Here is a 24,792-nt window from a genome sequence, read left to right on the forward strand (position 1 = left end):
CCACGGGCGCTACGCGCGGTCGGGGTGCAACAGGGCGGCATAAGCGCCACCTTGAGCCATCAGCACCTCATGCGTACCGGATTCGACCACACGGCCGTGCTGCATGACCACAATCATATCTGCTGAACGCACCGTAGAGAGCCGATGGGCGATGGTGATTGTGGTTCGCCCCTTTGACAACGACGCCAACGCCGCGCTCATCGCCTGTTCAGTGCGGGTGTCGAGCGCGCTAGTCGCCTCGTCGAGCAGCAGGATGGGCGGATCGCGCAGGATGGTGCGAGCAAGCGCGAGCCGCTGCTTCTCGCCGCCTGAGAAGCGGTAACCGCGCTCGCCGACGATCGTCTTGTACCCCTCCGGCAGCGCCTCAATCTGTTTAGATATCTGTGCTGCACGCGCAGCGGCTGCAAGCTCAGCTTGCGTGGCGTGAGGTTTTGCGAAACGCAGATTGTCAGCAATACTGGCATTGAGCAGATAAGGTTCTTGCGTGACGACGCCGAGCATATCGGTGAGCGAGGAAAGCTTGAGGTCGCGGATGTCGACGCCATCGAACCGGATCGCCCCCTGATCGACATCGTACAACCGCGCCAGGAGGTATCCGAGCGTCGTCTTGCCCGATCCGGTGGCGCCAACGATCGCGACGTGTGATCCTGCGGGAATGTCGATGGAGACGTTACGCAAGGTGGGCTCACCGCCCTTGTCATAGGCGAAGCTCACATTCTCGATGGTAACCGCACCCCGCATGCGCTCAGGCCGGATCGCGATCGCATCGGGCCGTTCCACGATTTCCACCGGCCTGTCGAGATAGTCGAACACCCGCGCGAACAAGGCCCGCGTGGTGCGGATTTCGAGCCCGGTGCGCAGAAGCTCCTGAAGCGGCCAGAGCAATTGCTCTTGCAGGGCGATCATCGCCACCAGCGTTCCGATGGTAATGGCCACATTCTGGCTGATCAGCCAGCCGCCCAGCAGAAGAGTCAGCGCGGGCAGCGCATCGAGCAGCAGGTAGATAAGCTGCCACTGCCACTCGCCCGCCGTGCTGGAGCGAACCTCTAGCGCCCCGACATCAGCGGAGGTGCGTGTAAACCGGCGGACGAGAAAATCGTTCCTGCCCATGGTCCTGGCGAGAATGATGCCCGAGATCGACAGCGTCTCCTGCACCGTCGATGACAGGTCGGCCATCCGCTCCTGCTGCCGCTGGGTGTAGGCCTCGCGCTTCTCGCCGACACGATCGCTAAGGTACACGACAATTGGAATGATCGTGATCGAGAACAGTGCCAACCGCCAGTCGAGCAGCACCATGGCGATGGCCGTCATCAGCACGAGGCTGAGGTTGCGGGCCAGCTCATGCGCGGTGTTGGTGACGAGCGACTGCAACCCGCCAATGTCGTTGGCGATGCGCGACTGAATTTCGCCGGCCCGTGCATGGGTAAAGAAGCCGAGCGAGAGCGACTGGAGATGGCCGTAAACCCGTACGCGCAGATCGTGCATGATCGCCTGACCGATCCGGGAGGACAATATGGCATGGGTCGCATTGATCGCGGCGGACACCGCACCAGCGCCGATCAAGGCTGCGACCAGCAGGCTGAGCAGGCCCATATCGACAGCCGGCAGCGCCTTGTCGATGATCGCCCTCAGCAGGAACGGCGTGGTGAGGCCCACCGCCGCGCCCAGGATGATGAGCGCCGCTATCGCCGCAATGCGATACCGGTAGGGACCGAACAGCGCGAGCACGCGGCCCAGGGGAACCCGTGCAATCTCGTCAGTCTTGTCATCATGCTCGGTCGTATGATCGCTATCCAGCATCTTCGTCTGCTCATTTGATTCTAGAAATCGCCAACGGCCGCACCCTGGATCAGGGCGCAGGAGCGACGCTTTGCGCGGTCCCGCTCAGCTCGCTTCCGTCTTGCTCTGGTCCAGAGCACCGCGGGCCAGCGGCAGGTCGATCGTGACGCGCAGGCCTCTGCCGGCTCGGTTCGCCAGTGTCACCGATCCACCACTGGCTGCGATCGCGCGGCGGGCGATGCCAAGCCCAAGGCCAAAGCCCGCGCCGCTCTGGTTTGCGCCTTGCACAAAGGGTTCAAGGAGCCGCGTCGCCTCCCCGTCTGCGATGCCTGGTCCCTCGTCGTCTACCGTGACAACGCAGCGGTCGGGGCCGCTTCGCTCAAGGGTCAGGCCAACGGCCGATCCCTGAGACGAGAAGCGCAGGGCATTGCGCAATATGTTCTCGAAGGCGCGATGAACGAGCTGACCGCTCCCAACGATCAGCCAGTCGTCATCGGCGCTGTCAGTCGGAAGATCGGCCTTCAAGGTCACGCCCTGCGCTTCGGCTTCGAACTGCGCATCGTCGGTTACGAGCCGCAGAACCTCCAGCAGATCGAAATAGTCCTCGCTCGCGCCCGCATCGCTTTCCAGCCTGGCGAGCGTCAGCAGTTCGCCGACCAGCGCGTCGAGATGCCCGGCCTCGCGGTCGATGCGGTCGAGCGAGGCATCGAGGCGGCCAGGATCGCGGCGCAGCAGGTCGGCCGCCAGTCGCATCCGCGCCAGCGGCGAGCGCAGTTCATGCGACACGTCATGCAGCAGGCGGTCTCGTGCGCTGACCAGTTCCTGAAGCCGCTCCGCCATGGCATCGAAATCGCGGGCAAGGTCGGCGACCTCGTCCTTGCGCCGGCCCATGGTCGGCCCGAGCCGGACGCTGAGATCACCCTGCGCCAACCGGCCAAAGCCGAGCTGCAATCGGTGGATGGGCGATGCAAGATAGGCAGCCAGTCCCGCGCTGAATATGAGGCCAGCCAAAGCGATGGCGATCAGATAATCGGGCGGGGCCACAGTCGACACCCAGTCCTCATCGACGTCGGACAAGGGCGGAGGCGCGTAGCGCAGGCAATAGCCGTTCGCCTGGCGCGCGATGGCGCGCGGATCCGCCGTCTTCGCACAGGCATCCTGATCCAGAGGAGTGATCGTCAGGCGGTCGCGATGCGCAGAGGGCCAGTTCGCGATCTGCTGTGCCAGGCCCCTCGAACCGCCCCGGTCCAGCGCTGTCGCTGCTGTGTCAACGAGAACGGCGCCCGCCGCGTGGGGTGGATCCCAATCCGGTCGGAACGGAACAGGCTGAAGCGACCAGTAAGACCAGAGCCCCGTTGTCAGCAGCAGATAGGCGGCCCAGAATCCAAGCCAGATCTTCCAGAACAACCGACGTTTCATAGGCCGACTGCCAGGCGATAACCGACGCCGCGAATGGTCTCGATCTCGACCACGCCCGCACTTGCATGGCTGAGCTTCTGGCGCAGATTACTGACATGAACGTCGATGCTGCGATCGTAGCGCTGCCGCTGCCGCCCCAGCGCCGCCAGTGAAAGCTCGTCCTTCGTCGAGACGATGTCGCCGGCGCGCATCAGCGCCTCGAACAGGCTGAACTCCGTGGCGGTCAGCTCGATCGGCTGCCCGTCCCAACGCGCGTCGCGCCGGGCCGGGTCGAGGGTCAGCAGTTTGATCGCCAGGGGACCAACCGGGGTAGGCCCGCCGGTCCGCCGGAGCACCGCGCGAAGGCGGGCCAGCAATTCACGCGGATAATAAGGCTTGGCAATATAATCGTCGGCGCCGAGCTCTAGCCCGATGACACGGTCCACGTCGTCACCCCGAGCCGTCAGCATCAACACCGGAACCTTGCTGCTCTGACGGATGCGGCCCAGCACCTCAATGCCATTCATGCGCGGCAGCATGATATCAAGGATCACCGCCTCAAACCGTCCGGTCAGCGCCTGCTGCACGCCCTCCTCGCCATTGCCTGCTACGGTCAGCACAAAGCCCTCTTGCGCGAGATATTCTCGCAGCATGGCGCTCAGGTCCACATCGTCGTCGATCAGCAGCAGGTTGGTCACGTCTCGTCCTCTATCCGCGAACGATGCTGGGAGTAACGGAGCGCGATGTCAGCCCTCTTTACGCAATCTTTTCGCTTCCCTTGCGATCATCTTACCCACAGGCGTTCCAGCGCTTGGCATAAGGCGGCCCATGCAAAAACGCCGCCTTTTTCTTGTCGCCGGGATTCCCGCCATCCTCGTTCTTGCCGCGCTTGCCTGGTGGGTCGCCGCACGCCCCTCCCCCACGGACGGTCTGACAACGGCCCAAGTCACGGTCGGCGACATTGAACAGACGGTGCTGGCGACAGGCAAGCTTCGCCCTAAGGAACTGGTGAGTGTCGGCGCGCAGGTCTCCGGTCAGGTCAAGAAGCTTTACGTTCAGCTTGGCCAGCGGGTGAAGGCTGGTGACCCGATCGCTGATATCGATGCCGCGCCACAGCGCCTTGCGCTGCGCAATGCCGAGGCAGCCGTAGGATCGCTGGTCGCCCAGAAAGGGTCACGGCAAGGGGCGCTCGTTCAGGCGGAGCTTGCCTGGCGCCGACAGAAGACGATGCTTACAGCCGACGCCACCTCACGCGCTGATTACGAAGCCGCCGAGGCGGCACTGACCGCTCTGCGCGGCGAATTGCGTTCCCTTGACGCACAGATCGTTCAGGCGCGCACCCAGGTAGAGACGGCACGCCTAAACCTGGGCTTCACGCGCATCCTGGCGCCGATGGACGGCACCATCGTCGCAATCGTCACCAAGCAGGGGCAGACAGTCAACTCGTTCCAGTCCGCGCCCACCATCGTCATGCTGGCGCGCCTCGACGTCATGACCGTGCGCACCGAAATCTCGGAAGCCGATGTCCAGAAGGTGCGCGCCGGACAGGTGGTGCGGTTCACGACACTGGGCGCACCCGACCAACGCTATCATGCCCAGATCGACCGGATCGAACCCGCGCCGGAATCGATGGCGTCGGAAAGCACGGCAGGCGCGGCGAGCGCGAGCGGCGCGTCAGCTGGAACGGCCGCGATCTACTATAACGCCCTGTTCGACGTGCCCAATCCCGAGGGACGGCTGCGGCCTTCGATGACGGCGCAGGTTTCGGTCCTGCTCGCGAGCGCCCATCGTTCGGTGTTGGTGCCGCTCGCCGCGCTTGGCGAGCGCGGGGCCGACGGGCGCTATCAGGTGCGGGTGGTCGATCGGCACGGGCAGATCGAAACGCGGCTGGTCCGCATCGGCATTGCCAATGACACGAACGCCGTCGCGATCTCTGGCCTAAGCCCGCGCGAGAAGGTCGTCATCGCTCAGGAAACGGACCAGCCCATCAGCGATGGCGGCATGGGGATGGGCTTCTGATGACCATGCCCCCGATCATCGAGACCAAAGGGCTGCGCCGGGAATTTCCAGCAGGCGAAGGCACCGTTGCCGTGCTCAAGGATATCGACCTGACGATTCACGCCGGCGAGCTGGTGGCGATCGTCGGCGCATCGGGCTCGGGCAAGTCGACGCTGATGAACATATTGGGCTGCCTGGATCGCCCGACGTCCGGCTCCTATCGCGTGCAAGGGCGAGATACCGGCACGCTAGCGCCCGATGAGCTGGCCGCGCTGCGCCGCGAGCATTTCGGCTTCATCTTCCAGCGCTATCATCTGCTGTCCGATCTCTCCGCACTCGGCAATGTCGAGGTGCCGTCGATCTATGCAGGTCGCGATCCGACGGCGCAGCGCGAGCGAGCGCTGGCCTTGCTGGCCCGCCTTGGTCTGGGTGAGCGGACACGCCATTTGCCGGGCCAGCTTTCCGGCGGCCAGCAACAGCGCGTCTCGATCGCGCGGGCCTTGATGAACGGCGGCGCGATCATCCTGGCCGACGAACCCACCGGCGCGCTCGACAAGGCAAGCGGAGAGGAGGTGATGCGCATCCTCCAGGAGCTGAACGCCGAAGGGCACACGATCATCCTCGTGACCCATGACATGGCCGTCGCGGGACATGCGGACCGGATCATCGAGATCAGCGACGGTGTGATCGTCGCCGACCGCTACACGCGCAAGCCTTCCCGCCCCCAGGATCTGGTTCAAGCCGCGCAGCCGCCTGCGGTGGCCTGGCGCGCCGCGGCAGATCGCTTCAGCGAGGCGTTCCGCATGGCCCTGCTGGCGATGGCCGCGCATAGGATGCGCACGTTCCTGACGATGCTGGGCATCATCATCGGCATCGCATCGGTCGTCTCGGTGGTGGCGCTTGGCAATGGCGCGCAGTCCAAGGTCATGGCGCAGATCAGTGACCTCGGCACCAATACGATCGACATCTTCCCCGGCCAGGATTTCGGCGATCTGCGCGCCGCCTCCATCCAGACGCTGAGCGAGGGGGACGCGCGCGTGCTGGCCGGGCAGACCTATGTCGACAGCGTCTCGCCCAATGTCTCGACCAGTGTCACGGCGCGGCGGGACAACATTGCCGCGACCGCCCAGATCAACGGGGTCGGCGCGGGCTATTTCCGCGTCCGTGGGTTCAAGGTCGCGCAGGGAACGCTGTTCAAGGAGGAAGACGTGGCGCGCAGCGCTCAGGTGGCGGTGATCGACACCAAAGCGCGCACCACGCTCTTTCCCCACGGCGCCAACCCTATCGGCGCGACCGTCCTGCTCGGCCAGGTGCCGGTGCGCGTGATCGGCGTGCTGCGCCCTTCGCAAGCCGGCGGCGGCGGGTCGAGCGCCAATATTTACATTCCCTACAGCACGGCCGCGACCCGCATGACCGGACGGACAAAGCTGGAGAGCATCACCGTGCGCGTTGCCGACCATGTGACGAGCAACGCCGCGCAGGAGGCCGTCACAACCCTTCTGACCCGGCGGCATGGCACCAAGGATTTCTTCATTTTCAATTCCGATCAGATCCGCAAGGCGATCACGCAGACCAGCCAGACGCTCACCCTGCTGATCTCCTCGATAGCCGTCATCGCGCTGGTCGTCGGCGGCATCGGCGTGATGAACATCATGCTCGTCTCGGTCACCGAGCGGACCCGGGAAATCGGCGTGCGCATGGCGGTCGGCGCGCGGCAGAGCGACATTCTCCAGCAGTTCCTGATCGAAGCGGTGCTGGTCTGCCTGATCGGTGGCGCGGTGGGCGTGCTGATGGCCCTGTTGCTCGGGCTCGTCGTGCGCCTGACGGGAAGTGGATTCGAGATGGTGTTTTCCCTGCCCTCGATCCTGCTCGCCTTTGCCTGCTCGACCGGCATCGGCATCCTGTTCGGCTTCCTCCCCGCCCGTAATGCCGCCCGGCTTGATCCGGTCGAGGCTTTGGCAAGAGATTGATGATGAAACCTGTCCTGTCCCTGATGATCGCCGGTTCGCTTCTGGCCGGCTGCGCCACCCGCACGCCTTATCAGCGCCCCGCCGCGCCGCTTCCTGCGGCATTCACCCACCAGGACTCCTCCGCGCAGGCCACGGTGCGCGATGACATCTGGTGGCGCGCCTTCGGCGATCCGGCGCTCGATGGATTGTTAGATCTTGCCATTATTCGCAACCCGGATCTGGCCGCCGCTGCGGTCCGCGTGCGCCGCGCCCAACTCGAGGCACAACTCGCCGGCAATGCGCTGCTGCCCGCCCCGAACGGCTCGCTCAGCACCGGATTATTGCAGCCGTTGTCAGGCAGGCCGCGCGGGTCCACTGAGACGGCCTCCGGGTCGGTCGGCCTTGCCTGGGAAGTGGATCTGTTCGGTCGTCTCGATGCGCGCCGGGACGCGGCGCGCTTCGAAGCAGAAGCGACAGCCGAGGATCGGGCCGGCGTTCTCCTGATCCTGGTCGGCACCACGGCTTCACTTTACTGGCAGATCGCGCTGGCGAATGAGCGGATTACGCTCGCCGAGGAGAGTCTTGCGTACGCGCGTCGGACGCAGTCGCTGGTGGAGGCCCAATATAAGGCCGGGGGCGTCTCGGCCCTGGAGGTGCGCGAGGCCGAGCAGACCGTCACGGCGCAGGAAGCCGCGCTGAGCGAGGTGAGACAGGCGAGGGTTCGCGCGCGGGAAGCCCTAACGGTGCTGCTGAACGGCGCCCCCGGTCTTACGGACGAGCCGCAAAGCCTGAGCACCAAGCCGCTGCCGAACATCGCTGCCGGGCTGCCGGCCGATCTGCTCGGGCGGCGCCCGGATCTGCGCGCTGCCGAACTAAGGCTGCGCGCCGTGCTCGCGAGCGCGGATGCGGCGAAGGCCAGTTTCTACCCGGCACTCATCTTAACCGGAGCCTTGGGGACATCGAGCAGCGGTCTACTCAATCTTCTGACCAACCCTGTCGCCACGCTGGGCGCCGGGCTGACGCTCCCCTTCCTCAACTTGAATGCCATGCACTTCGAGACGCAGATCGCCCGCACGCGCTACGAGGAGGCCGTGATCCTGTTCCGCAAGTCGCTCTATAGCGCGCTGGCGGAGGTGGAAACGGCGCTCTCCGCCCGTGCCGAACTGGCGACGCAAGGTTTCGCGCTACGCCGCGCCAGAGACGCCGCTGCTGACGCCGAGCGCCTATATGAAATCCGCTACCGCGCCGGGTCGGTGCCGCTACGTACCTGGCTCGATGCGCAGGAGCGTCGCCGCGCCGCCGATCTCGCCCTCTCCTCGAACAAGCTTACGCAACTCCAGAACCAGGTCACCCTTCATCAGGCGCTGGGCGGCGGATTTGAGAAGTGAACAGGCCGCGAATTGCTACCGATAGCGGCTTCGGTTGGCAGAGCAAACGGGCAGCCCGCTCACGCGAGGAGAGCCGGTTTGGGCCGTCGAGCTTCCGAAGCGATCCCCACGCCGACAAAGTTTGACATATTCAAGGCGACACGCCGACAATTTCCCGGCGACTTAGGCGGGATTTCCCAGATACCTTTCCCGCAGCGGACACGGCAGAGGTCCGCAACCTTCGCAGAACAGGACGCCGGCCTCGCGCATGGCACGAAATTCAATTCCGCCGATAGAGCGGAGGAAACGGGAAGGAGAAGTTGAGGTCGGGTGCCGGCCGCAACCCCGGACAGTGTCTTAGCCCAAAACGGTCGGTCGAAGGCGCGTGAGCACAGCTCAAGCCTTCTTGAAATAAGCGACGCGGTCAGTCCGCGCCGCTGGGGTGTTCTATTGCAAGGGGAGTGTCACCATGTCGAACTGGATTTCCGCCCGAAAAGCTGGCCTGATGGCTTGTGCAGCAGTCGTCGGCGCAATGCCGGCAACCGCGCAGCAAAATGTAAATGCCCAAGCGAATGACGAGCCTGTGGGCGAAATCGTCGTGACGGCCAACCCGACAGGAGCAGCGCCTGTCCCGCGTGCCGATCAGCGTGGCCGCGATATCTCAGGAGCAGGCCGACAAGCAGGGCGTCAAGACGGTCGACGATGTCATCCGGCTCACGCCGGGCATCAGCATCAATCGCGGTGGCAATAACACGAATACGGTCGCCATTCGGGGGATTTCCTCGCAGGCCGGGGCAGCAACGACCGGCATTTATATCGACGATGTGCCAATCCAGACCCGCAATCTCGGCTACGCCTACGGATCGGCCTACCCGTTGATCTTTGACCTCGAGCGTGTCGAGGTGTTGCGCGGACCGCAGGGAACACTGTTTGGAGCCGGTTCGGAAGGCGGAACGCTGCGGTTCATTCAGCCCGAGCCCAATCTCGACACCATGACGGTCTATGGGCGCGCGGAAGTCTTTACCGTTCAGGGCGGCGGGACAGGATACGAAGCCGGTGCCGCAGTGGGTCTGCCCCTCGTGCCGGACAAGGTCGGCCTGCGGGTCAGCGCATATTATCGCCGTGACGCCGGCTGGATCGATTCGATCAATGGCAACTTCGTCGATCCCAATCCGGCCGGCACGCCTGCCGCGAGCCGTCAGCCTGCGACATTTGTTGCCACGGGCGTCGCGGAGGAAAACAGCAATTACTCCAACTCGTTGTCGCTGCGTGCGGCGCTCTCCCTGAAAGCCACGGACAATCTGACGATTACGCCGGCGATTTTCTACCAGCGCGAGAAGTCGAACGACACGGGTCAAAGCTATTTTCTCGCTTTGTCCGACGTTGGCTCGGGCCGTTTCGCAACCCCCCGTTTCACCGCCGGCCCCGCCGACGCCCGTCACACGGCCCTGCAGGGCGCCAATAACGAGCCCAGTCTCAATCGCTTCCTGTTGCCGTCGTTGACGATCAACTGGGAAGGGGAGGCACTCTCCGTGACGTCGGTGACAGCTTATTTCCACCGCGACGTCGATCAGACCGTCGATCACACCTTGCTCTATTCCCGCTTCCTTGGTCGAACGGTGCCGCAGCCCGGGGACAAGGGCCTCACGACGCTCGATGATCGCCAGCGGAACTTCACCCAGGAAATCCGGCTGCAATCGGCTGATCCCGCGGCGCGGCTAAACTGGCTCGTTGGCGCCTTCTACAGCCATAATATCCAGCGCTCGATCCAGGCGGAGAAACAAAACTTCTTCGTTTTCGGCGACCCAGTGTTCGGCGTGCCCTCAAACGGACCGCCATTCGGCCCTGGCACCTCCGCCTTCATCAACGCCTTTGGCGTGCCGCCGCTCGCGGACGGCACGTCCTACTTTGGCGACTTCACCGTCCGGGAAGAGCAGCTGGCGGGATTTGGCGAAGCATCTTTCAGCTTCACCGATAAGCTGAAACTCACAGCAGGCATCCGTGTCGCAAAGAATACGCTGAGCTACACGGCCGTTTACAACGGGCCCGAACAAAATCTGAATGCGCCTTATGGCACCCCCTGCCCCACCGGTCCCGGCACCTGCCAGCCGGGCGTGGGCATCTTCGCCCCTAATTTTGGCGGCGGTAGCGCCACAAGCAGCGGCTCTGCCGTGACGCCCAAAGCGACAATCTCTTACCAGGCAGACGCGCGCAACCTATTCTACGCCACCGTCTCGAAGGGCTTCCGACCGGGCGGCGCGCAGGCGCGACTTACCACAGGATGCAATGGCGATCTGATCGCCAACGGCTTTGTGGATAGCAATGGCAATGCGGTGTCTCCGCTGACTTACGGTTCCGACTCTGTCTGGAATTATGAGGTGGGCTCCAAGAACCGCCTGTTCGGGGACGTGCTGACCATCGACGCCAGCGCCTATTACATCAAGTGGAAGGATATCCAGACCAACGTTTCACTCCCGAGCTGCGCATCGGTGGTGACCACCAATGTCGGCAGGGCGACCTCAGAGGGCTTTGACTTGGCCATGCAGCTTCGCCCGGCGACAGGCTTGCTCATTGGCGCCGCGGTTGGGTACAACAAAACGACCTTTGACGATGTGAATGCGTCCCTGGGCCGCTACGTACCCGGCTCCGGCGCGCCCTGGACAGTCACCTTGACCGGCCAGTACGACTTCGCGCTGGGAAATACCGAAGCCTATGTCCGCAGCGACTATACCTATGCCAGCGCCTATCGCCGGACTGGCACGAGCGTACCGGGCACGCCCACCTATGACGAACTGATTATCCCGCGCGGGGAAACCTCACTGGTCAACAGCCGGGTCGGCGCGAAACTCGGCGTGGTCGATCTGTCCCTCTTCATCAACAACCTCCTCAACTCGAAGGATTCCTTCGGCATTGGGCGTGACGGAAGAAGCTCGATCGTCTTCACCGGCCAAACTTTCCAGCCCCGCACCTTCGGCCTCACCGCATCCGTTCGCTATTGATCACTGGGAGCAGACATTATGACATTGAGAAATACGCTCAAACTGGGGCTGGCAGCCGTCGCGCTCATGACGGCCGGGTCGGCGGTGGCTCAGTTGCGCGCGTTCGTCGGCGCCACGATCATCGATGGCAATGGCGGAAAGCCGATATCCAACGGTGTCATCCTGATCGACGGCAAGAAGATCAAGGCGGTCGGTGCGAGCAACCGCGTGTCGGTGCCGCAGGAGGCCGAGCGGATCGACGTTGCGGGCAAGTATATCATGCCCGGCATCATGGATGCGAACGTCCACCTCGTCCCCTGGCCGAGCTGGACGTACATCGAGTTCCTCGCTCGATATGAGAACGCCTTTGAATCGATTGTTGAGGAAGGGGCGCAAATCGCGCTGAAGCACGGCGTGACCACCGTGTTCGACTCGATGGGACCTATTGATGCGCTGATTCCTGTCCGTGACCGGATCAACCGGGGCGAGACGCCGGGTGCCCGCATGTACGTGGCAGGGGATATCGTCGGCTTCCGCGCGGTCTTCACGACACCGGAATCGATCGCATCGGCGAGCAAGGCCTTTCAAAAGCGCATCAACGACCGGTTCGAGCTTAACGGCGGACCTGACCTGCTCGATAAGAACCCCGAGCAGGTCTACACCGAGATGCGTAAATATGCGCAGCAGGTGGACTTCGTGAAGATCGGCGTGACCGGCGATGGTGGCCCCGTGAACAGCGAAATTGGGCAGGGTAATGTCCTGCGCTTCAGTCCGGAGCAGCTGCGCGCCATGGTTCGCGCCGTGCACGATGAAGGGAAAATCATCCAGACGCATACCGGATCGGCTGAATCGCTGCGCATCTCGCTGGAGGTGGGTTTCGATATGGGGCAGCATTGCACCATGACAGGCCGGACTCGCATGCCGGATTCGACGATCCAGCTCATGCTCAAGAACGGCTATTTCTGCGGAACGCAGTGGAACACGATCTCTCCCGAGGAAGAGGCTATCGTGCGTGCAAACCGCTTTACTGCGACCGAAGCCGATAATGGCACGGAGGGAACCCACTTCTCGCTGGAGAACGAGGTCCGTGTCATCAAGGCGGGCGTACCGATCCTCGTGTCCACCGATGCAGGAACGATCGACCCTGACGTCGCCAAGGATTTCCCCAACGGCGCGCCCGGGGGACTTGGCGGTTCCAACGGCCTCATCGGCGAAGCCGAGTTCACCAACATGCAGGGTATGCGCCAGCGCGGCATGACATCCATGCAGATCATTCAGGCAGCCACAAGCAACATTGCGCGAGCTTATAAGGTCATCGATCAGGTTGGGACTTTGGAAGCGGGCAAGATGGCAGATCTGCTTGTGCTGGATGCCGATCCCGTTGCCGACATCGACAATATGCGGAAGATCGCCATGGTCGTGAAGGAAGGTCAGACGGTCAACCGCGAGGCGCTGCCGCTCAAGCCTGTGCTCACATCGCTCGAAGCGATGAACCCGGGCCCGATCCGCCGCAAGTAAGCACTAAAAACAAGATCGAAGGGGAGCCGACCGGGTGTCGGCTCCCCTCTTTTTTTGGGCGGTCGCCCTCGATGATCTGCCGTTCGTAAAGCGCGGCGCCGTAGCAGCGGATATTGACGCCGGCGCAAAAGCGCCGGCTTAAAGCAATGCCCCCGCCGATTTCATCATGGCGTGCAGCAGAACATTGGCGCCGGCGGCCAGGTCTGCCTCCTTCGCGGCTTCCGCCTCGTTGTGACTGATGCCCCCTTCGCAGGGCACAAAGATCATGCATGTCGGAGCGAACTGGGCCGTGTGCAGCGAATCATGCCCCGCACCGCTGACGATTTCCCGATAGGAATAGCCGCAGGATTTCGCTGCCTCGGCCACGTTGCGCACCAGATCGGCATCGAACCGGGTGGGCGGCATGTACCAGGTCAGGTCCACCGCCACCTCCAGATCGGCAGTAGCAGCGCTCGCCTCAATCAGCGTCTTCAACCGGGCTACCATCACTTCCAGCGTATCATGGTCGGGATGGCGGATATCGATGGTCAGTGTGATGGATCGAGGCACGGTATTTCGTGCTCCGGGCCGGGCCTGAATGTCGCCGATCGTCGTGCGGCCCCAGGGTGCATTCTCATCTGCGAGCGCGAAGGCGCCCTCGACAATGGGTAGCACCGCGCGCCAGGGGTCGCGGCGCATCTCCATGGGCGTCGGCCCTGCGTGGGCGGACGCTCCGCGCACCGTCACGTCGAACCAATAGGCGCCCTGAATGCCGGTCACGGCGCCAATCGTGATGCCTTCCTTCTCGAGTATGGGTCCTTGCTCGATATGCGCTTCATAAAAGGCAGCAACCTGACGGCGCTCGGCGGGCATGTCGCCGGCATAGCCGATGCGCCTGAGTTCATCGCCAAAGCTAAGCCCCTCCTTGTCGCGGCGCGAGAAAGCGAATTCGCGGTCATAAACGCCCGACACCACGCCGGAGCCGAGCATGGCGGGCGCGAACCGGCATCCCTCTTCATTGGTCCATACCGCGATTTCGATCGGATGGACCGTCTCGATCCCTGCATCCGCCAAGGTGCGGACGACTTCGAGCGCTGCCAGCACGCCATAAACGCCGTCGAATTTGCCCCCCGTCTCCTGCGTATCCAAGTGGCTGCCTGCAATGACAGGGGCGGCGTCAGGATCAGAGCCCGCCCGGCGTGCGAAGATGTTGCCGACCTCATCAACATGGATCTCGCAACCGGCCGCCCTGGCCCATTCCACGAAGAGATCGCGCCCTTGGCGGTCGAGGTCTGTGAGGGCCTGGCGATTGCATCCGCCCCTGGGCGTGGCACCGATCCGCGCCATGGTCATGAGGCTGTCCCAGAGCCGCTTGGGGTCTATGCGCAACATCGTCATGGCATCGTCACCTGCTTGGCCACGAATGGCGGTGTAACATCTGGCAGTCCTCATCAATCGCACTGGCGGCTGTCAGGGGCGCCGGGTTCAAGCCGGGTCCCGGCGCAGTGCCTGACACATGCAATGGATCGCACCGCCACCGGCGGCAATCATGGACACGTCCGGATCGAACACGGTCAGCCCCTCGGCGCGGCAGGCCTCCGCCAGCTTTGTGCTGGTCTTGGCCAGCAGCACGCGATCGTTCCCGAGCGCGACGAGATTGGTGCCCATCTGCATGGCCTCGCCATAAGAGACCTCGATGATGCCGATCCCTTTCGAGCGCAGCCAAGCCACCAGCGCCGGCTCCACGGCCTCCACGCAGACAACCGCCAGATTCTCGGCCAACATGCCGATCTGGACATCGAGATGAAGGAAATGCGGATCGAACTCGTAGGTATGGAGCTCCCATCCTTCCGCCTCGAACCACCGCTTGAGCTGGTCAACGGCGGGCTTGATGGATCGTTCCCCGGAATAGCCGCATAATGCGACGCCCGGTTTGAGCACCATGAAGTCGCCGCCCTCGACATTGCCGGTGGATACGATGTCGTAGATCGGGATGTCGTTGGACAGGTAAAAGCGCAGGACCGAACCGATCTCCCCCCGGCGATATGGCTTCTCCATCTGCATGATGATCGCGCCCCAAGGCGTCATCACGCTGCTGTCCCGCGCGAAGATCTGATAGGGGAGGCCTTCCTCTGCTTCGAGTTGATGAACCCGAACGCCGGCGTCCTCGTAGGCCGCGATCATCTCGTCATATTGCAACCGGACGGTCTGGAAGTCGAACTTGAGGCCCGCGCGTTCGGTGCGCTGGGCGACGGCATTGCCCGCCTTCCATGTGAAATTATCGACCGGGCCGACCAGGACGTCGCGGAGAACGCCATACTCACTGTCGATGCCCCAGTTCTTTAGACGAGGGGTGCCACCATTTTGCAGGCGCGTGCGAAGCATCAGAGTCCTTTCTACGCAACTTATGATCGATCAGCTCGTCTCACGAAGCGGCCCACCGCGTCCGGGCTTAGGAGCGGGTCACGCGAGCCGACTGCCGTTCAGCGATCGCATGGCGAGCCTATGGCCTTTTCCCGGGCCACGTCGTTCAAGAGTTACCGCGTTAAGTGACACGGTTCTCAAACTTATTCCGGCCCGACCAACCTAATGTTGGAGAACGAGATACGATCGCGCCGATAAAAGGGAATGTTCGAGCAACGAGGCGCCAGCCAGAATCCAACGCAACGACTGGCGTCTAGACACCGTCGGGCGTCAAAAGGAGCACTTGGATGACGATGGCCGAACTGGAAACTTCCGCGACCAACCAGCAATTCGTGAGAATCAATGCAAATGGCCCTGAAGGCGCTGGGCTACCGCGCGTGGAGCATGATGCGTCGGATACGCCGATCGCGGGGGCTACGCAACCGAGGGCCTACACGGCTTATCGCGATCCGAGCAATGTCTTCACCGCAGGCGTTTGGGCGTGTGACGCCGGCACGCTGGAAATTGAGGATCTGGCCATCGATGAGGCCTGCTACCTCATCGAAGGTGAAGTGACGGTCACGGATCGGTACGGGAACAGCGAAACCTACAAGGCGGGCGAGGCCTTCCTTTTGCACCGGGGTTTCAGCGGGACGTGGCACATGCCGCGCGCGATCCTGAAATATAACGCGATGTTCAAACGCTGACCTGACACTCAAGATTTCGGAAAAGGGCAGGTTTTGGAGAAAATACGTAACTGGATCGGCGGCAGCGCGCGCGAGCCGCTGGCGGGCCGCGAGATGGACATCATCGATCCGACAACCGGTTCCCCCTTCGCGAAAGCACCATTGTCCGATGAGCGCGACGTCGATGACGCCGTGCAGGCAGCGGAACGCGCCTTCGAGACGTGGCGCAAGGCAACCCCGGCGGAGCGCCAGGCCGGTCTTTTGAAACTTGCCGATCTGATGGACGCGCACGCCGACGATTTGTTGGACGTCGAGTGCCGGAACACCGGTAAACCCAGGGTCATTACGCAAGCGGCCGAACTGGCGCTCGCCATCGACAACATGCGCTTCTTCGCCGGCGCCGCGCGGTATATTGAGGGCAAGTCGGCCGGCGAGTATGCGCCCGGCCATACCTCGTACATCCGGCGCGAGCCGGTCGGGGTCATCGGACAGGTGGCGCCCTGGAATTATCCGCTCATGATGGCGGTGTGGAAGATCGCGCCGGCCATTGCTGCCGGCAACACGGTGATCTTGAAGCCCGCCGAGACCACCCCCGCCTCGGCGATCCGGCTGGCCGAGCTGGCTGCGCAGGCCTTCCCTGAAGGCGTCATGAACGTCGTCTGCGGGGACCGCTCTACGGGCAAGGCGCTCGTGGCGCACCCGCGCACCACGATGGTTTCGATCACTGGATCAACGGCCGCCGGTGTCCATGTCGCGGAACGCGCGGCCCAGGACGTCAAGCGTGTGCATCTGGAACTGGGCGGCAATGCGCCGGTCATTGTGTTCGCCGATGCCGACCTGGACGTGGCCGCAGCCAAGATCGCTGATGGGGCGTTTTTCAATGGCGGACAGGATTGCACGGCCGCCACGCGCGTGCTGGTGCAGAAAGGTGTTGCGCGGGAGTTTGAGGCGGCGCTGGCGGCCGCGGCCGCCCGCACAAAAGTCGGCGCCGTGAACGATCCCGACGCTCTGTTCGGCCCCATCAACAATCTGGCACAATTTCAGCGGATCACCGGTCTCATTGATCGTATCCCAAATCGCGCCCGCATCGTCTCTGGCGGCTCTCGGGTGGGCTCTGTTGGCTATTATCTCCAGCCCACGGTCATCGCGGGGCTTGAACAGGGCGACGAGATCGTCAGAGAAGAGATATTTGGCCCTGTCGTGACAATCCAGCAATTCGATGATGAGGCGGATGCCGTCGCAGCAGCCAATGACAGCGATTATGCCCTGGCCTCATCGGTCTGGACCCGCGACCACGGACGGGCGATGCGGGTTTCGAACGCGTTGGATTATGGTGTCGTCTGGGTAAACACGCACGGCACCTTCGCGTCCGAGATGCCGCACGGCGGATTCAAGCGCTCCGGATATGGCAAGGATCTGTCGCATTACGGGCTGGAGGACTACACGCGCATCAAGCATGTCATGCATTGGACGGGGGAGTAAGGGACGATGGCAAAACGCAGCTTGGCAGATGGAATCGTTCGGTGTTCAATGGCGCTGATCTGTTCGGCATCGGTGATGGCAAGCGCCGCTTTCGCGCAAGAGCCGCAATATTCCAGCGAGGCTGCGCTAGCCCATCTCGAGCATCTCGCCGGCCGGATCGGCGAGCGTCCAGCAGGAACCGAAGGGGAAGCGCTGGCGATCGACTATATCAAGAACAAATTCATCTCCTGGGGTCTGAAAACCAGCCTCGTTCCCGTCAAGGTTCCCGTCTGGCACGAGCGACGGGTCCGGCTCTGGGTCGAGGGCAAGCCGCTCCGCGACTTCGTGGCCAAATCGGTCGTTTTCTCTGGACGGACGGCCCCCGAAGGCGTGACCGGTGAATTCATAGACCTGGGTCCGGCGCGGCCCGAAGACATCGCCGGCCGTGATCTCAAAGGCAAGATCGCGCTCATCCAGCGCGACGTCTACATGGAATATCCCGACATCGCGCTGACCGATCGCCTTGCGCAGACGGGCATTGCCGGCCTCATCTTCTATTCGAGCCCAGGACGGAAAGGTCTGCCCACCGTCTATTATAACTTCAAACGCGCGCTTCAGGAGCCCACGCCGCCTGCGGTCGTGATCAGCCACGAGGATGCGATGCAACTCGCTCGGCAGGGGGAAGGCGTCCGCATCGGCATGACCGTGCGTGCGGATGTCGAATGGTCGCAATCGCACAGCGTGGTTGGGGATGTGACGGGGACGGTCAAGCCCAAAGAGATCGTCGTCATCGCCGCGCATAATGACACGGCCTACACCAGCCCGGGAGCGACGGACGATACCGGCGGCGTGTCCGTCGTTATGGAGCTGGCCCGGGCATTTGCATCGGCGCGCAAGCCTGAGCGGACGCTGCGCTTCATCGCCTGGGGCGGCCATGAACTCGGTCTGGCGGGAAGCGAAGCCTATCTCAGGGAACGGGCAGCGGACACCGCCAACACGGTCGCCTATATCAATTATGACATTGTCGGCGGGCCGCTGGGCGAGGTCATGTGGGGCTCGGCCGGGGATCCCGCGTTCCAGCAGTTTGTCGAGACCACGGCCCGGCAGGCTGGGCTGAAGGGATTTGGCGGCACCGGCGTGACCAATACGGAAGCGACCACCTTCGGCGCACTTGAAGTGCCGAGCATCTCGCTCGTCGCGGGCGGCGCGAACGAGAACCACACGCCGTGGGACAATCTCAGCCTTGTCAGCGCCTCCGGACTGAAGGAGCCTCTGACGATCGGCGCTGCCTTGCTCAAGGCGCTTGGCTATAACAGCCGCGCGACCTTCTCGCACCGCTTCCCGTCGGAGATTCTCAACCCGGTTCGCGAGGATGCAGCGAAATATGGCTGGGGCATCCGACCGGAAGCCAATCGCCCTCCCCGATAAGCAAATCAAATATAGCGGCGGGCATGCACTGTTGCATGCCCGCCGGCTTGTAGGGATCGGCGGCCACTTTCCCGCCCCCGCGCAACCGTCCGGACCTTCTCACCGGCCAGGCGAGCGCCTTGCACTGCGCGCCGACCCATTTCTGCGCGTCAATCGGCCGGGACCGCGACGCGTTCGGCGTCGACCAGACAATGGATGAACGCCGACTGGGCAGAGCTTGGGCTGCGGTCTTTTCGGGTGACGGCACTGAATTCGAAGATGGCACGAAAGTCATTGGGACGGATGGCCCGTATCCGGCCGTTATTGACCCAATGCGACGCAAAACTTTCCGGCAAGAAGCCAATATGCGCGCCTGTCAGGATCAGGGCCGCAATCGACTCAATATGGAAACTGGTGACCTGGTGCTGCATTTGGTCACCGGTATTCTGGAAATCCGAAGTGACGGCGTAACCTTTGCGAATATAGCTGCATTCCGACAGAAGTTCGGACGTAATTTCGTCGTCGGGAACGTCGAAAAGATCGTGACCGTTCCCGCAGTACAGATAGCTGACTTCCTCGAACAGATGGTGGTAATCCAGCGAGGCGAGCTGGTGCATCACGGGAATGATCCCCACATCGAGAGAGCCATCGAGCAGTTTCCGCTCGATCTCGTCGGGTGAAAGCACATAGGTGTGCAGATGAACTTCAGCTCCGACTTCCGAAAACCGGCGCAAGGCGCCCACCAAGTCCAGCTCTTCGTCCCAAATGACATTGTCCACCATGGCTACCCGCAGATCGCCACCGACAGTGCCGTGTAACGAATTCACTTCGGAGCGGAATTCCTCAAGCGACTTCATCAATGCGATCGACGCTTGATAGACTTTACGGCCATGGTCCGTGAGCGCGAAGCCGCCCCTGCCGCGATCACACAGTCGCGCACCCAGACGCGTCTCGATGTCAGCCAGGTGCGTGCTGATGGTCGACCGCCCAATGCCGAGCTGGATCTCGGCAGCCGCCAGACCGCCATTCTCCACGACGACCTGGAAAATTCTCAAAAGCCGGATGTCGACATCGCTGATTCGACCGACCTGAACCTTACGCGTACCCATAACGACCTCGTGCTGCTCTTGTTCGCTCGCGAACGAAACAGACGGACCGTCGTCTATCGACCAGAAGCCGGCGGCACCGGCCACTGGAAACCGTCTTCCCGCGAGCCCATCTCCTGAAGATTGGGAGGAAGGCTAGCGCCAAAACCAGCCCCGGCCAATAGAACAATTCCCCAGGCTCCTCGCGGGCCGGACCAGCCGAAGGCTGGCCACGGCCGCAATGCCGAACGCCCTCACTCATCGACCACAGGTGCGATCGGAGCCTGGCTGACGCGCACGAAGCGCGGGCCGCGTGGTGAATAGATCACGCCGGGTTCCGGCATGAGCATCAGCAGCAGCGGGTAGAGGAGTGCCGGGACGATCAGGCCGACCAGCAGCGATATATCCACGCCGCCGGCAAGATGCCCAAGCCATCCCACGAACTGCCCCGGCAGGTTCATGGTCATCAGGCCGGCCGCACCGGAAATGCCCCAGGCTAGCATGGCCGGAATGTTCCATCCATTACTGAACCAATACGCCCCACCCTTCTTCCGATAATTGAACACCTGCATGTCATCGGGAAGATAAAATCCTCTGCGGAAAATATAGCCTTGAACCATGATCACGATCCATGGCGTCGTCGTCACGATGATCAATGCGACGAAGGTGTTGATCGAGCCCACGAGGCTGAATGCGAACCGCCCGATAAAGATTAGTGCGATGGATATCAGGCCGATCAGCGCCGTCGCGCGGGCGCGAGTGAGAGACGGGATGACCGACGAGAAGTCGAGCCCCGTTCCATAGAGCGATGTCGTGCCGGTCGACATGCCGCTCAAAAAGGCAAGCGCCAGGAGCGGCAGCAGGCTCCAACTGGGTGCGACAGAAAGCAGCCCGCCAGTAAAATCGCCCGCAGCCAGGAAGCTCGGTGCCTGCTCTGCCACGACGGACGCAGCCATCAAGCCCAGAAGAAAGGGGGGAAACGTCAGGAGCTGCGCGATGAACGAGGTCATCATGAGACGCCACCTCGACGTGGACGCCGGCACATAACGCGACCAATCGCCAAGGAAAGCCCCGAACGAGATGGGATTGGCCAGCACGACGAGGATAGCCGTAACGAAGAGAGGCAGGAAGGCGGGGTCGCTTGTCGTGAGGCCCGCCCCGGCATAACCGGCGTTGAACTGGGGCGCGATGGCGAAGATGGCAATCAGGATGAGGGTTGTGAGGGCCACCGTCGCAATCTTGCTGATCAGCAACATCAGTTGGAAGCCGATGATACACACGATGAAGATCGCGGCGGCGAAGAGCCCGTAAGCGGCGGCGTACATCCATTCTGCGCCGGGATGCCCCGTCAGCCGCCGGAATGCGCCGATCAGAGCGTCACCACTGGACCAGACGCTGATCGCAAAGAAAGCAATGGCGACAAGGAGCGAGAGGAACGACCCCACGATGCGCCCCACCACGCCGAAATGCGCGCTGGACGCAACGGCGTTGTTGGTGCCCGTCACGGCGCCGAACACCGCCATGGGCGCCAGAATCGCCGAACCGACGACCAAGCCGATCGTGGTTGCGGCCAACGCCTGCCAGAAACTCAGACCCAGCATGATGGGGAGTGCCCCCAGGACCGCCGTCGCTAACGAGTTCGCACCGGACCATTCAACGCGAAGGAAGTCGAAAAGGCTTGCCGTGCGCTCCGCATCAGGGATGCGATCGGTGCCGTGCGTTTCGATCGCGAGCGCGGAAGCTCCTTCTTTAACCCCTTCAACGTCTTTCACAATGCAAGCCCTATCCCCAGTTTCTGCGGTAAATCCTCAATGGCGTGGCCAAACGCCGTGGCTGGTAGACATACCGCCAGGCTTCCTGTCGCTCGTCGCTCGCGGTTTCTCGGCCGGCGAGCGCGCCACATAGTCGCGGCCGCTTTCTCCAAGTGCCCGCTAGATCGCCGCACAAATCAGTTTCATGTTCAGATATTCGTCAAGCCCATAGCGGGATCCCTCCCGCCCGACGCCGGATTCCTTGACGCCGCCAAAAGGTGCGACCTCGGTCGAGATCAGGCCGGTGTTCAAACCCACCATGCCATATTGCAGCGCTTCGGAAACGCGATGACTGCGCGAGAAGTCACGGGTGAAGAGATAAGCTGCCAGTCCCGCGCGGGTATCATTTGCCAGATCGATCGCCTCGTCCTCACGTTCGAACCGGCTCACGGCGGCAACAGGGCCGAATGTCTCTTCTCCACAGATTCGCGCAGTGCGCGGCACGTCGGCAATAAGCGTGGGCTGGAAGAAATGCCCGTCGCCTTCAAGCGCCTCCCCGCCCGCCTTCAGCGTGCCGCCTTTAGCAAGGGCGTCGGCAACGTGCGCGGAGACCTTCGCGACCGCATCCGCATTGATCAGCGGCCCGATGTCCACTTGGTCGGTCAATCCAGGTCCCACACGCAGCGCCGCGACGCGCTCGCTCAGTCGAGAAACGAACTGGTCGTAAATGCCCGCCTGAACGATGAAGCGATTGGCGCACACGCAAGTTTGCCCGGCGTTGCGGAACTTGGAGGCAATCGCACCCTCGACGGCCGCCCCGAGATCCGCATCGTCGAAGACGATGAAAGGCGCGTTTCCGCCAAGCTCAAGCGACACGCGCTTCACAGTGGCCATCGCGCGGGCTGCAAGCATCTTGCCCACCGCCGTCGATCCCGTGAAACTCAACTTGGCAATATCGGGATGGGTGACCAGCACATCGCCGATCGGCCCGGGCGCACCCGTTACGACGTTCAGAACGCCGGCCGGCACGCCGGCTTCCTCGGCCAGAAACGCGATCGCCAAGGCGGAAAATGGTGTGAGTTCGGAGGGCTTGATGATGATGGTGCATCCCGCCGCAAGAGCCGGGCCGGCCTTGCGGGTAATCATCGCCAGCGGGAAATTCCACGGCGTCACCGCCGCCACCACCCCGACCGGCTCACGGAGCACCATCAGGCGCTTGTCGCCGCCGTGGCTGGGTATGACATCGCCATAAGCCCGGCGCGCCTCTTCTGCGAACCAGGCCAGAAACGAGGCGGCGTATGCCACTTCACCCTTGGCTTCCGCGAGAGGCTTGCCCTGCTCGACGGTCATGATGCAGGCCAAATCCTCCTGATGCGCCAACATCAGATCATACCAGCGCCGCAGGACGGCACCGCGCTCTGCTGCCGCGCGCGATTTCCACCCGGCCAGAGCCTGACTTGCCCCGGCGACGGCGGTCAGCGCCGCGTCGCTGCCCAGGTTCGGGACCGTGCCGATCGCGTCACCGGTCGCCGGATCGGACACGGTGATGACCTCGACGCCGCCCACCCAAGCGCCATCGATATAAGCACACTGCCGGAACAGTTCCGGCCGTTTCAGCGCGACGGGAAAGGCGGATGTGCCGACCGAGAGCGTTGCCATCATGCGACCGACGACAGCGCGGCCTCGAGCGCGCGCAGTCCCTCGTCGAGAATGTCATCGGATGCGGTCAAGGGCACGAGAATACGGACCGTCTCGCCCCGTCCCCCGCAGTTCAGCACGACCAGACCGTGCTCAAGCGCCTTGTTAGCGACCAGCTTGCCGCCATTGAGCAGTGACTGGAGACCGTTATCAGGGTCGAGCACATCGAAGCCGATCATGCTGCCAAGGCCACGGGGTTGCGAGATGCGGACGAGATCGTTCCGGTCGCTCCAAGCCGTGATGGCAGTACGGAGCTTATTCCCGATGACATCCGCGCGACTGAGCAAACCTTCTTCCTCGATGACGTCCAGCACGGCCAGTGCCGCAGCGCAACCGATGGGCGAGCCGCCATAGGTGCCGCCAAGCCCGCCTGGTTCCACCATATCCATCAGCTCTGCCCGGCCGATCACGCCGGAAAGCGGGAAACCACCGGCGAGTGACTTCGCGACCGTGACGAGATCGGGCTGCACGCCGGCATGCTCGATCGCGAACATGCGGCCGGTCCGGGCAATCCCGCTCTGCACTTCGTCGGCGATCAGCTTGATCCCGTGCGTATCGCAGATCTCGCGAAGGGCTTTCAGAAGCTCAGGAGGTGCAACATGAAATCCACCTTCGCCCTGAACCGGCTCAAGGATGATCGCCGCAACACCCTGCGGCGCGACGTCTGCCGAAAAGATGAAATCCAGCGCCTTGAGACTGTCTTCCACACTCACGTCGTAGCTCGGGTTCGGGAATGGGACATGGAACACGTCTGGAACCGAGGGACCGAACTGCCATTTGTAGGGATTGACCTTACCGGTCATCGCGTTCGCCAGCGCGCTGCGACCGTGGAACCCGCCGGTAAAGGAGATGACCGCCGAGCGCTTGGTGGCAGCGCGCGCAATCTTGACGGCATTTTCCGTCGCTTCCGCGCCCGTCGTGAAAAAGATGGTCTGCGCCTCCCCATCAAAAGGAGCCAGAGCATTCAATCTCTCGGCCAGCTCGACATAGACGTCATAGCCCATCACCTGAAACGCGGTGTGGGAGAAACGACCAAGCTGGGTCTGGACGGCCTCGACCACGCGGGGGTGGAGGTGCCCGACGTTCAGAACCGCGATACCGCCCGCAAAATCCACATAGCGGCGGCCTTCGACATCCCAGATTTCCGAGTTGCTTGCCCGCTCCGCGAAAATCGACGTCGCGCTCGCGACGCCGCGCGGGACGGCTTTCACGCGGCGCTGCATCAGATCGGAATTCAAAAGCTTGCCTTGGCTCATTTTCGTCCATTCATATGCGTCTTGCGATGTGACAGGTCGGCCACGCCGGCTCGGCTTGCCATCAACCAGCTTGACCCAC

Annotated in this window: 17 protein-coding genes; 8 read left to right on the forward strand and 9 right to left on the reverse strand. The window is 62.9% G+C overall.

Going from position 1 to position 24,792, the window contains the following annotated elements; genetic code table 11:
• Positions 1 to 9 precede the first annotated feature (9 nt).
• From M2343_RS10945 to M2343_RS10955, 3 genes are all read right to left on the reverse strand, one after another.
• Positions 10 to 1,800 carry an ABC transporter ATP-binding protein gene (locus tag M2343_RS10945; RefSeq protein ID WP_264576666.1) on the reverse strand — a complete coding sequence of 597 codons (1,791 nt, stop codon included), beginning with the start codon at positions 1,798 to 1,800 and terminating at the stop codon, positions 10 to 12.
• An 84-nt stretch (positions 1,801 to 1,884) separates the two neighbouring features.
• Positions 1,885 to 3,198: an ATP-binding protein gene (locus M2343_RS10950; RefSeq protein ID WP_264576667.1), complete on the reverse strand. Its 1,314-nt coding sequence runs from the start codon at positions 3,196 to 3,198 to the stop codon at positions 1,885 to 1,887.
• Positions 3,195 to 3,875 (reverse strand): response regulator transcription factor, encoded by a 681-nt coding sequence (locus M2343_RS10955; protein WP_264576668.1) that lies wholly within the window; start codon positions 3,873 to 3,875, stop codon positions 3,195 to 3,197. Before M2343_RS10955 ends, M2343_RS10950 begins: the two co-directional genes overlap by 4 nt.
• Positions 3,876 to 4,005: 130 nt before the next feature.
• Here M2343_RS10955 and M2343_RS10960 point away from each other — a divergent pair, with 130 nt between their 5' ends.
• From M2343_RS10960 to M2343_RS10980, 5 genes are all read left to right on the forward strand, one after another.
• Positions 4,006 to 5,196 (forward strand): efflux RND transporter periplasmic adaptor subunit, encoded by a 1,191-nt coding sequence (locus M2343_RS10960; protein WP_264576669.1) that lies wholly within the window; start codon positions 4,006 to 4,008, stop codon positions 5,194 to 5,196.
• On the forward strand, positions 5,196 to 7,145 hold the full coding sequence (locus M2343_RS10965; protein WP_264576670.1) for a MacB family efflux pump subunit: 1,950 nt from the start codon (positions 5,196 to 5,198) through the stop codon (positions 7,143 to 7,145). The genes M2343_RS10960 and M2343_RS10965 overlap by 1 nt, the downstream gene beginning before the upstream one ends.
• A complete protein-coding gene (locus tag M2343_RS10970) occupies positions 7,145 to 8,512 on the forward strand; it encodes an efflux transporter outer membrane subunit (RefSeq protein WP_264576671.1) in 1,368 nt (455 codons plus the stop codon). The genes M2343_RS10965 and M2343_RS10970 overlap by 1 nt, the downstream gene beginning before the upstream one ends.
• 614 nt (positions 8,513 to 9,126) lie before the next feature.
• On the forward strand, positions 9,127 to 11,490 hold the full coding sequence (locus tag M2343_RS10975) for a TonB-dependent receptor (protein ID WP_264576672.1): 2,364 nt from the start codon (positions 9,127 to 9,129) through the stop codon (positions 11,488 to 11,490).
• Positions 11,491 to 11,508: 18 nt separating this feature from the next.
• Complete coding sequence (locus tag M2343_RS10980) at positions 11,509 to 12,987, forward strand: amidohydrolase family protein (protein ID WP_264576673.1); 1,479 nt, start codon at positions 11,509 to 11,511, stop codon at positions 12,985 to 12,987.
• A 138-nt stretch (positions 12,988 to 13,125) separates the two neighbouring features.
• Here M2343_RS10980 and M2343_RS10985 read toward each other — a convergent pair whose 3' ends face one another.
• Positions 13,126 to 14,364 carry a Zn-dependent hydrolase gene (locus M2343_RS10985; protein ID WP_264576674.1) on the reverse strand — a complete coding sequence of 413 codons (1,239 nt, stop codon included), beginning with the start codon at positions 14,362 to 14,364 and terminating at the stop codon, positions 13,126 to 13,128.
• A gap of 87 nt (positions 14,365 to 14,451) precedes the next feature.
• Positions 14,452 to 15,351, reverse strand: a complete 900-nt coding sequence (locus M2343_RS10990) for a dimethylarginine dimethylaminohydrolase family protein (RefSeq protein WP_264576675.1) — start codon at positions 15,349 to 15,351, stop codon at positions 14,452 to 14,454.
• 326 nt (positions 15,352 to 15,677) lie between these two features.
• Between M2343_RS10990 and M2343_RS10995 the strand changes: the two genes are divergently transcribed.
• The 3 genes from M2343_RS10995 to M2343_RS11005 all read left to right on the forward strand — a co-directional run bounded on the left by M2343_RS10995 (position 15,678) and on the right by M2343_RS11005 (position 18,944).
• Positions 15,678 to 16,076, forward strand: coding sequence for a cupin domain-containing protein (locus tag M2343_RS10995; RefSeq protein WP_264576676.1), 399 nt, complete (start codon positions 15,678 to 15,680; stop codon positions 16,074 to 16,076).
• Between the two features lie 33 nt (positions 16,077 to 16,109).
• Positions 16,110 to 17,537: an aminobutyraldehyde dehydrogenase gene (locus M2343_RS11000; RefSeq protein WP_264576677.1), complete on the forward strand. Its 1,428-nt coding sequence runs from the start codon at positions 16,110 to 16,112 to the stop codon at positions 17,535 to 17,537.
• 75 nt (positions 17,538 to 17,612) lie between these two features.
• Positions 17,613 to 18,944 (forward strand): M28 family peptidase, encoded by a 1,332-nt coding sequence (locus M2343_RS11005; RefSeq protein WP_264576678.1) that lies wholly within the window; start codon positions 17,613 to 17,615, stop codon positions 18,942 to 18,944.
• A gap of 149 nt (positions 18,945 to 19,093) precedes the next feature.
• Here the strand turns inward: M2343_RS11005 and M2343_RS11010 are convergent, their stop codons facing one another.
• The 4 genes from M2343_RS11010 to gabT form a co-directional block, all read right to left on the reverse strand.
• Entirely contained in the window at positions 19,094 to 20,116 is a 1,023-nt protein-coding gene (locus M2343_RS11010; RefSeq protein WP_264576679.1) for a LysR family transcriptional regulator, read from the reverse strand.
• Between the two features lie 146 nt (positions 20,117 to 20,262).
• Positions 20,263 to 21,780: a purine-cytosine permease family protein gene (locus M2343_RS11015; RefSeq protein ID WP_264576680.1), complete on the reverse strand. Its 1,518-nt coding sequence runs from the start codon at positions 21,778 to 21,780 to the stop codon at positions 20,263 to 20,265.
• A 159-nt stretch (positions 21,781 to 21,939) separates the two neighbouring features.
• Positions 21,940 to 23,418 carry an NAD-dependent succinate-semialdehyde dehydrogenase gene (locus M2343_RS11020; protein ID WP_264577547.1) on the reverse strand — a complete coding sequence of 493 codons (1,479 nt, stop codon included), beginning with the start codon at positions 23,416 to 23,418 and terminating at the stop codon, positions 21,940 to 21,942.
• Positions 23,418 to 24,713: a 4-aminobutyrate--2-oxoglutarate transaminase gene (gabT, locus tag M2343_RS11025; RefSeq protein WP_264576681.1), complete on the reverse strand. Its 1,296-nt coding sequence runs from the start codon at positions 24,711 to 24,713 to the stop codon at positions 23,418 to 23,420. Before gabT ends, M2343_RS11020 begins: the two co-directional genes overlap by 1 nt.
• Positions 24,714 to 24,792 lie beyond the last annotated feature (79 nt).

Source organism: Sphingobium sp. B8D3B (genome assembly GCF_025961875.1).
Classification (GTDB): domain Bacteria; phylum Pseudomonadota; class Alphaproteobacteria; order Sphingomonadales; family Sphingomonadaceae; genus Sphingobium.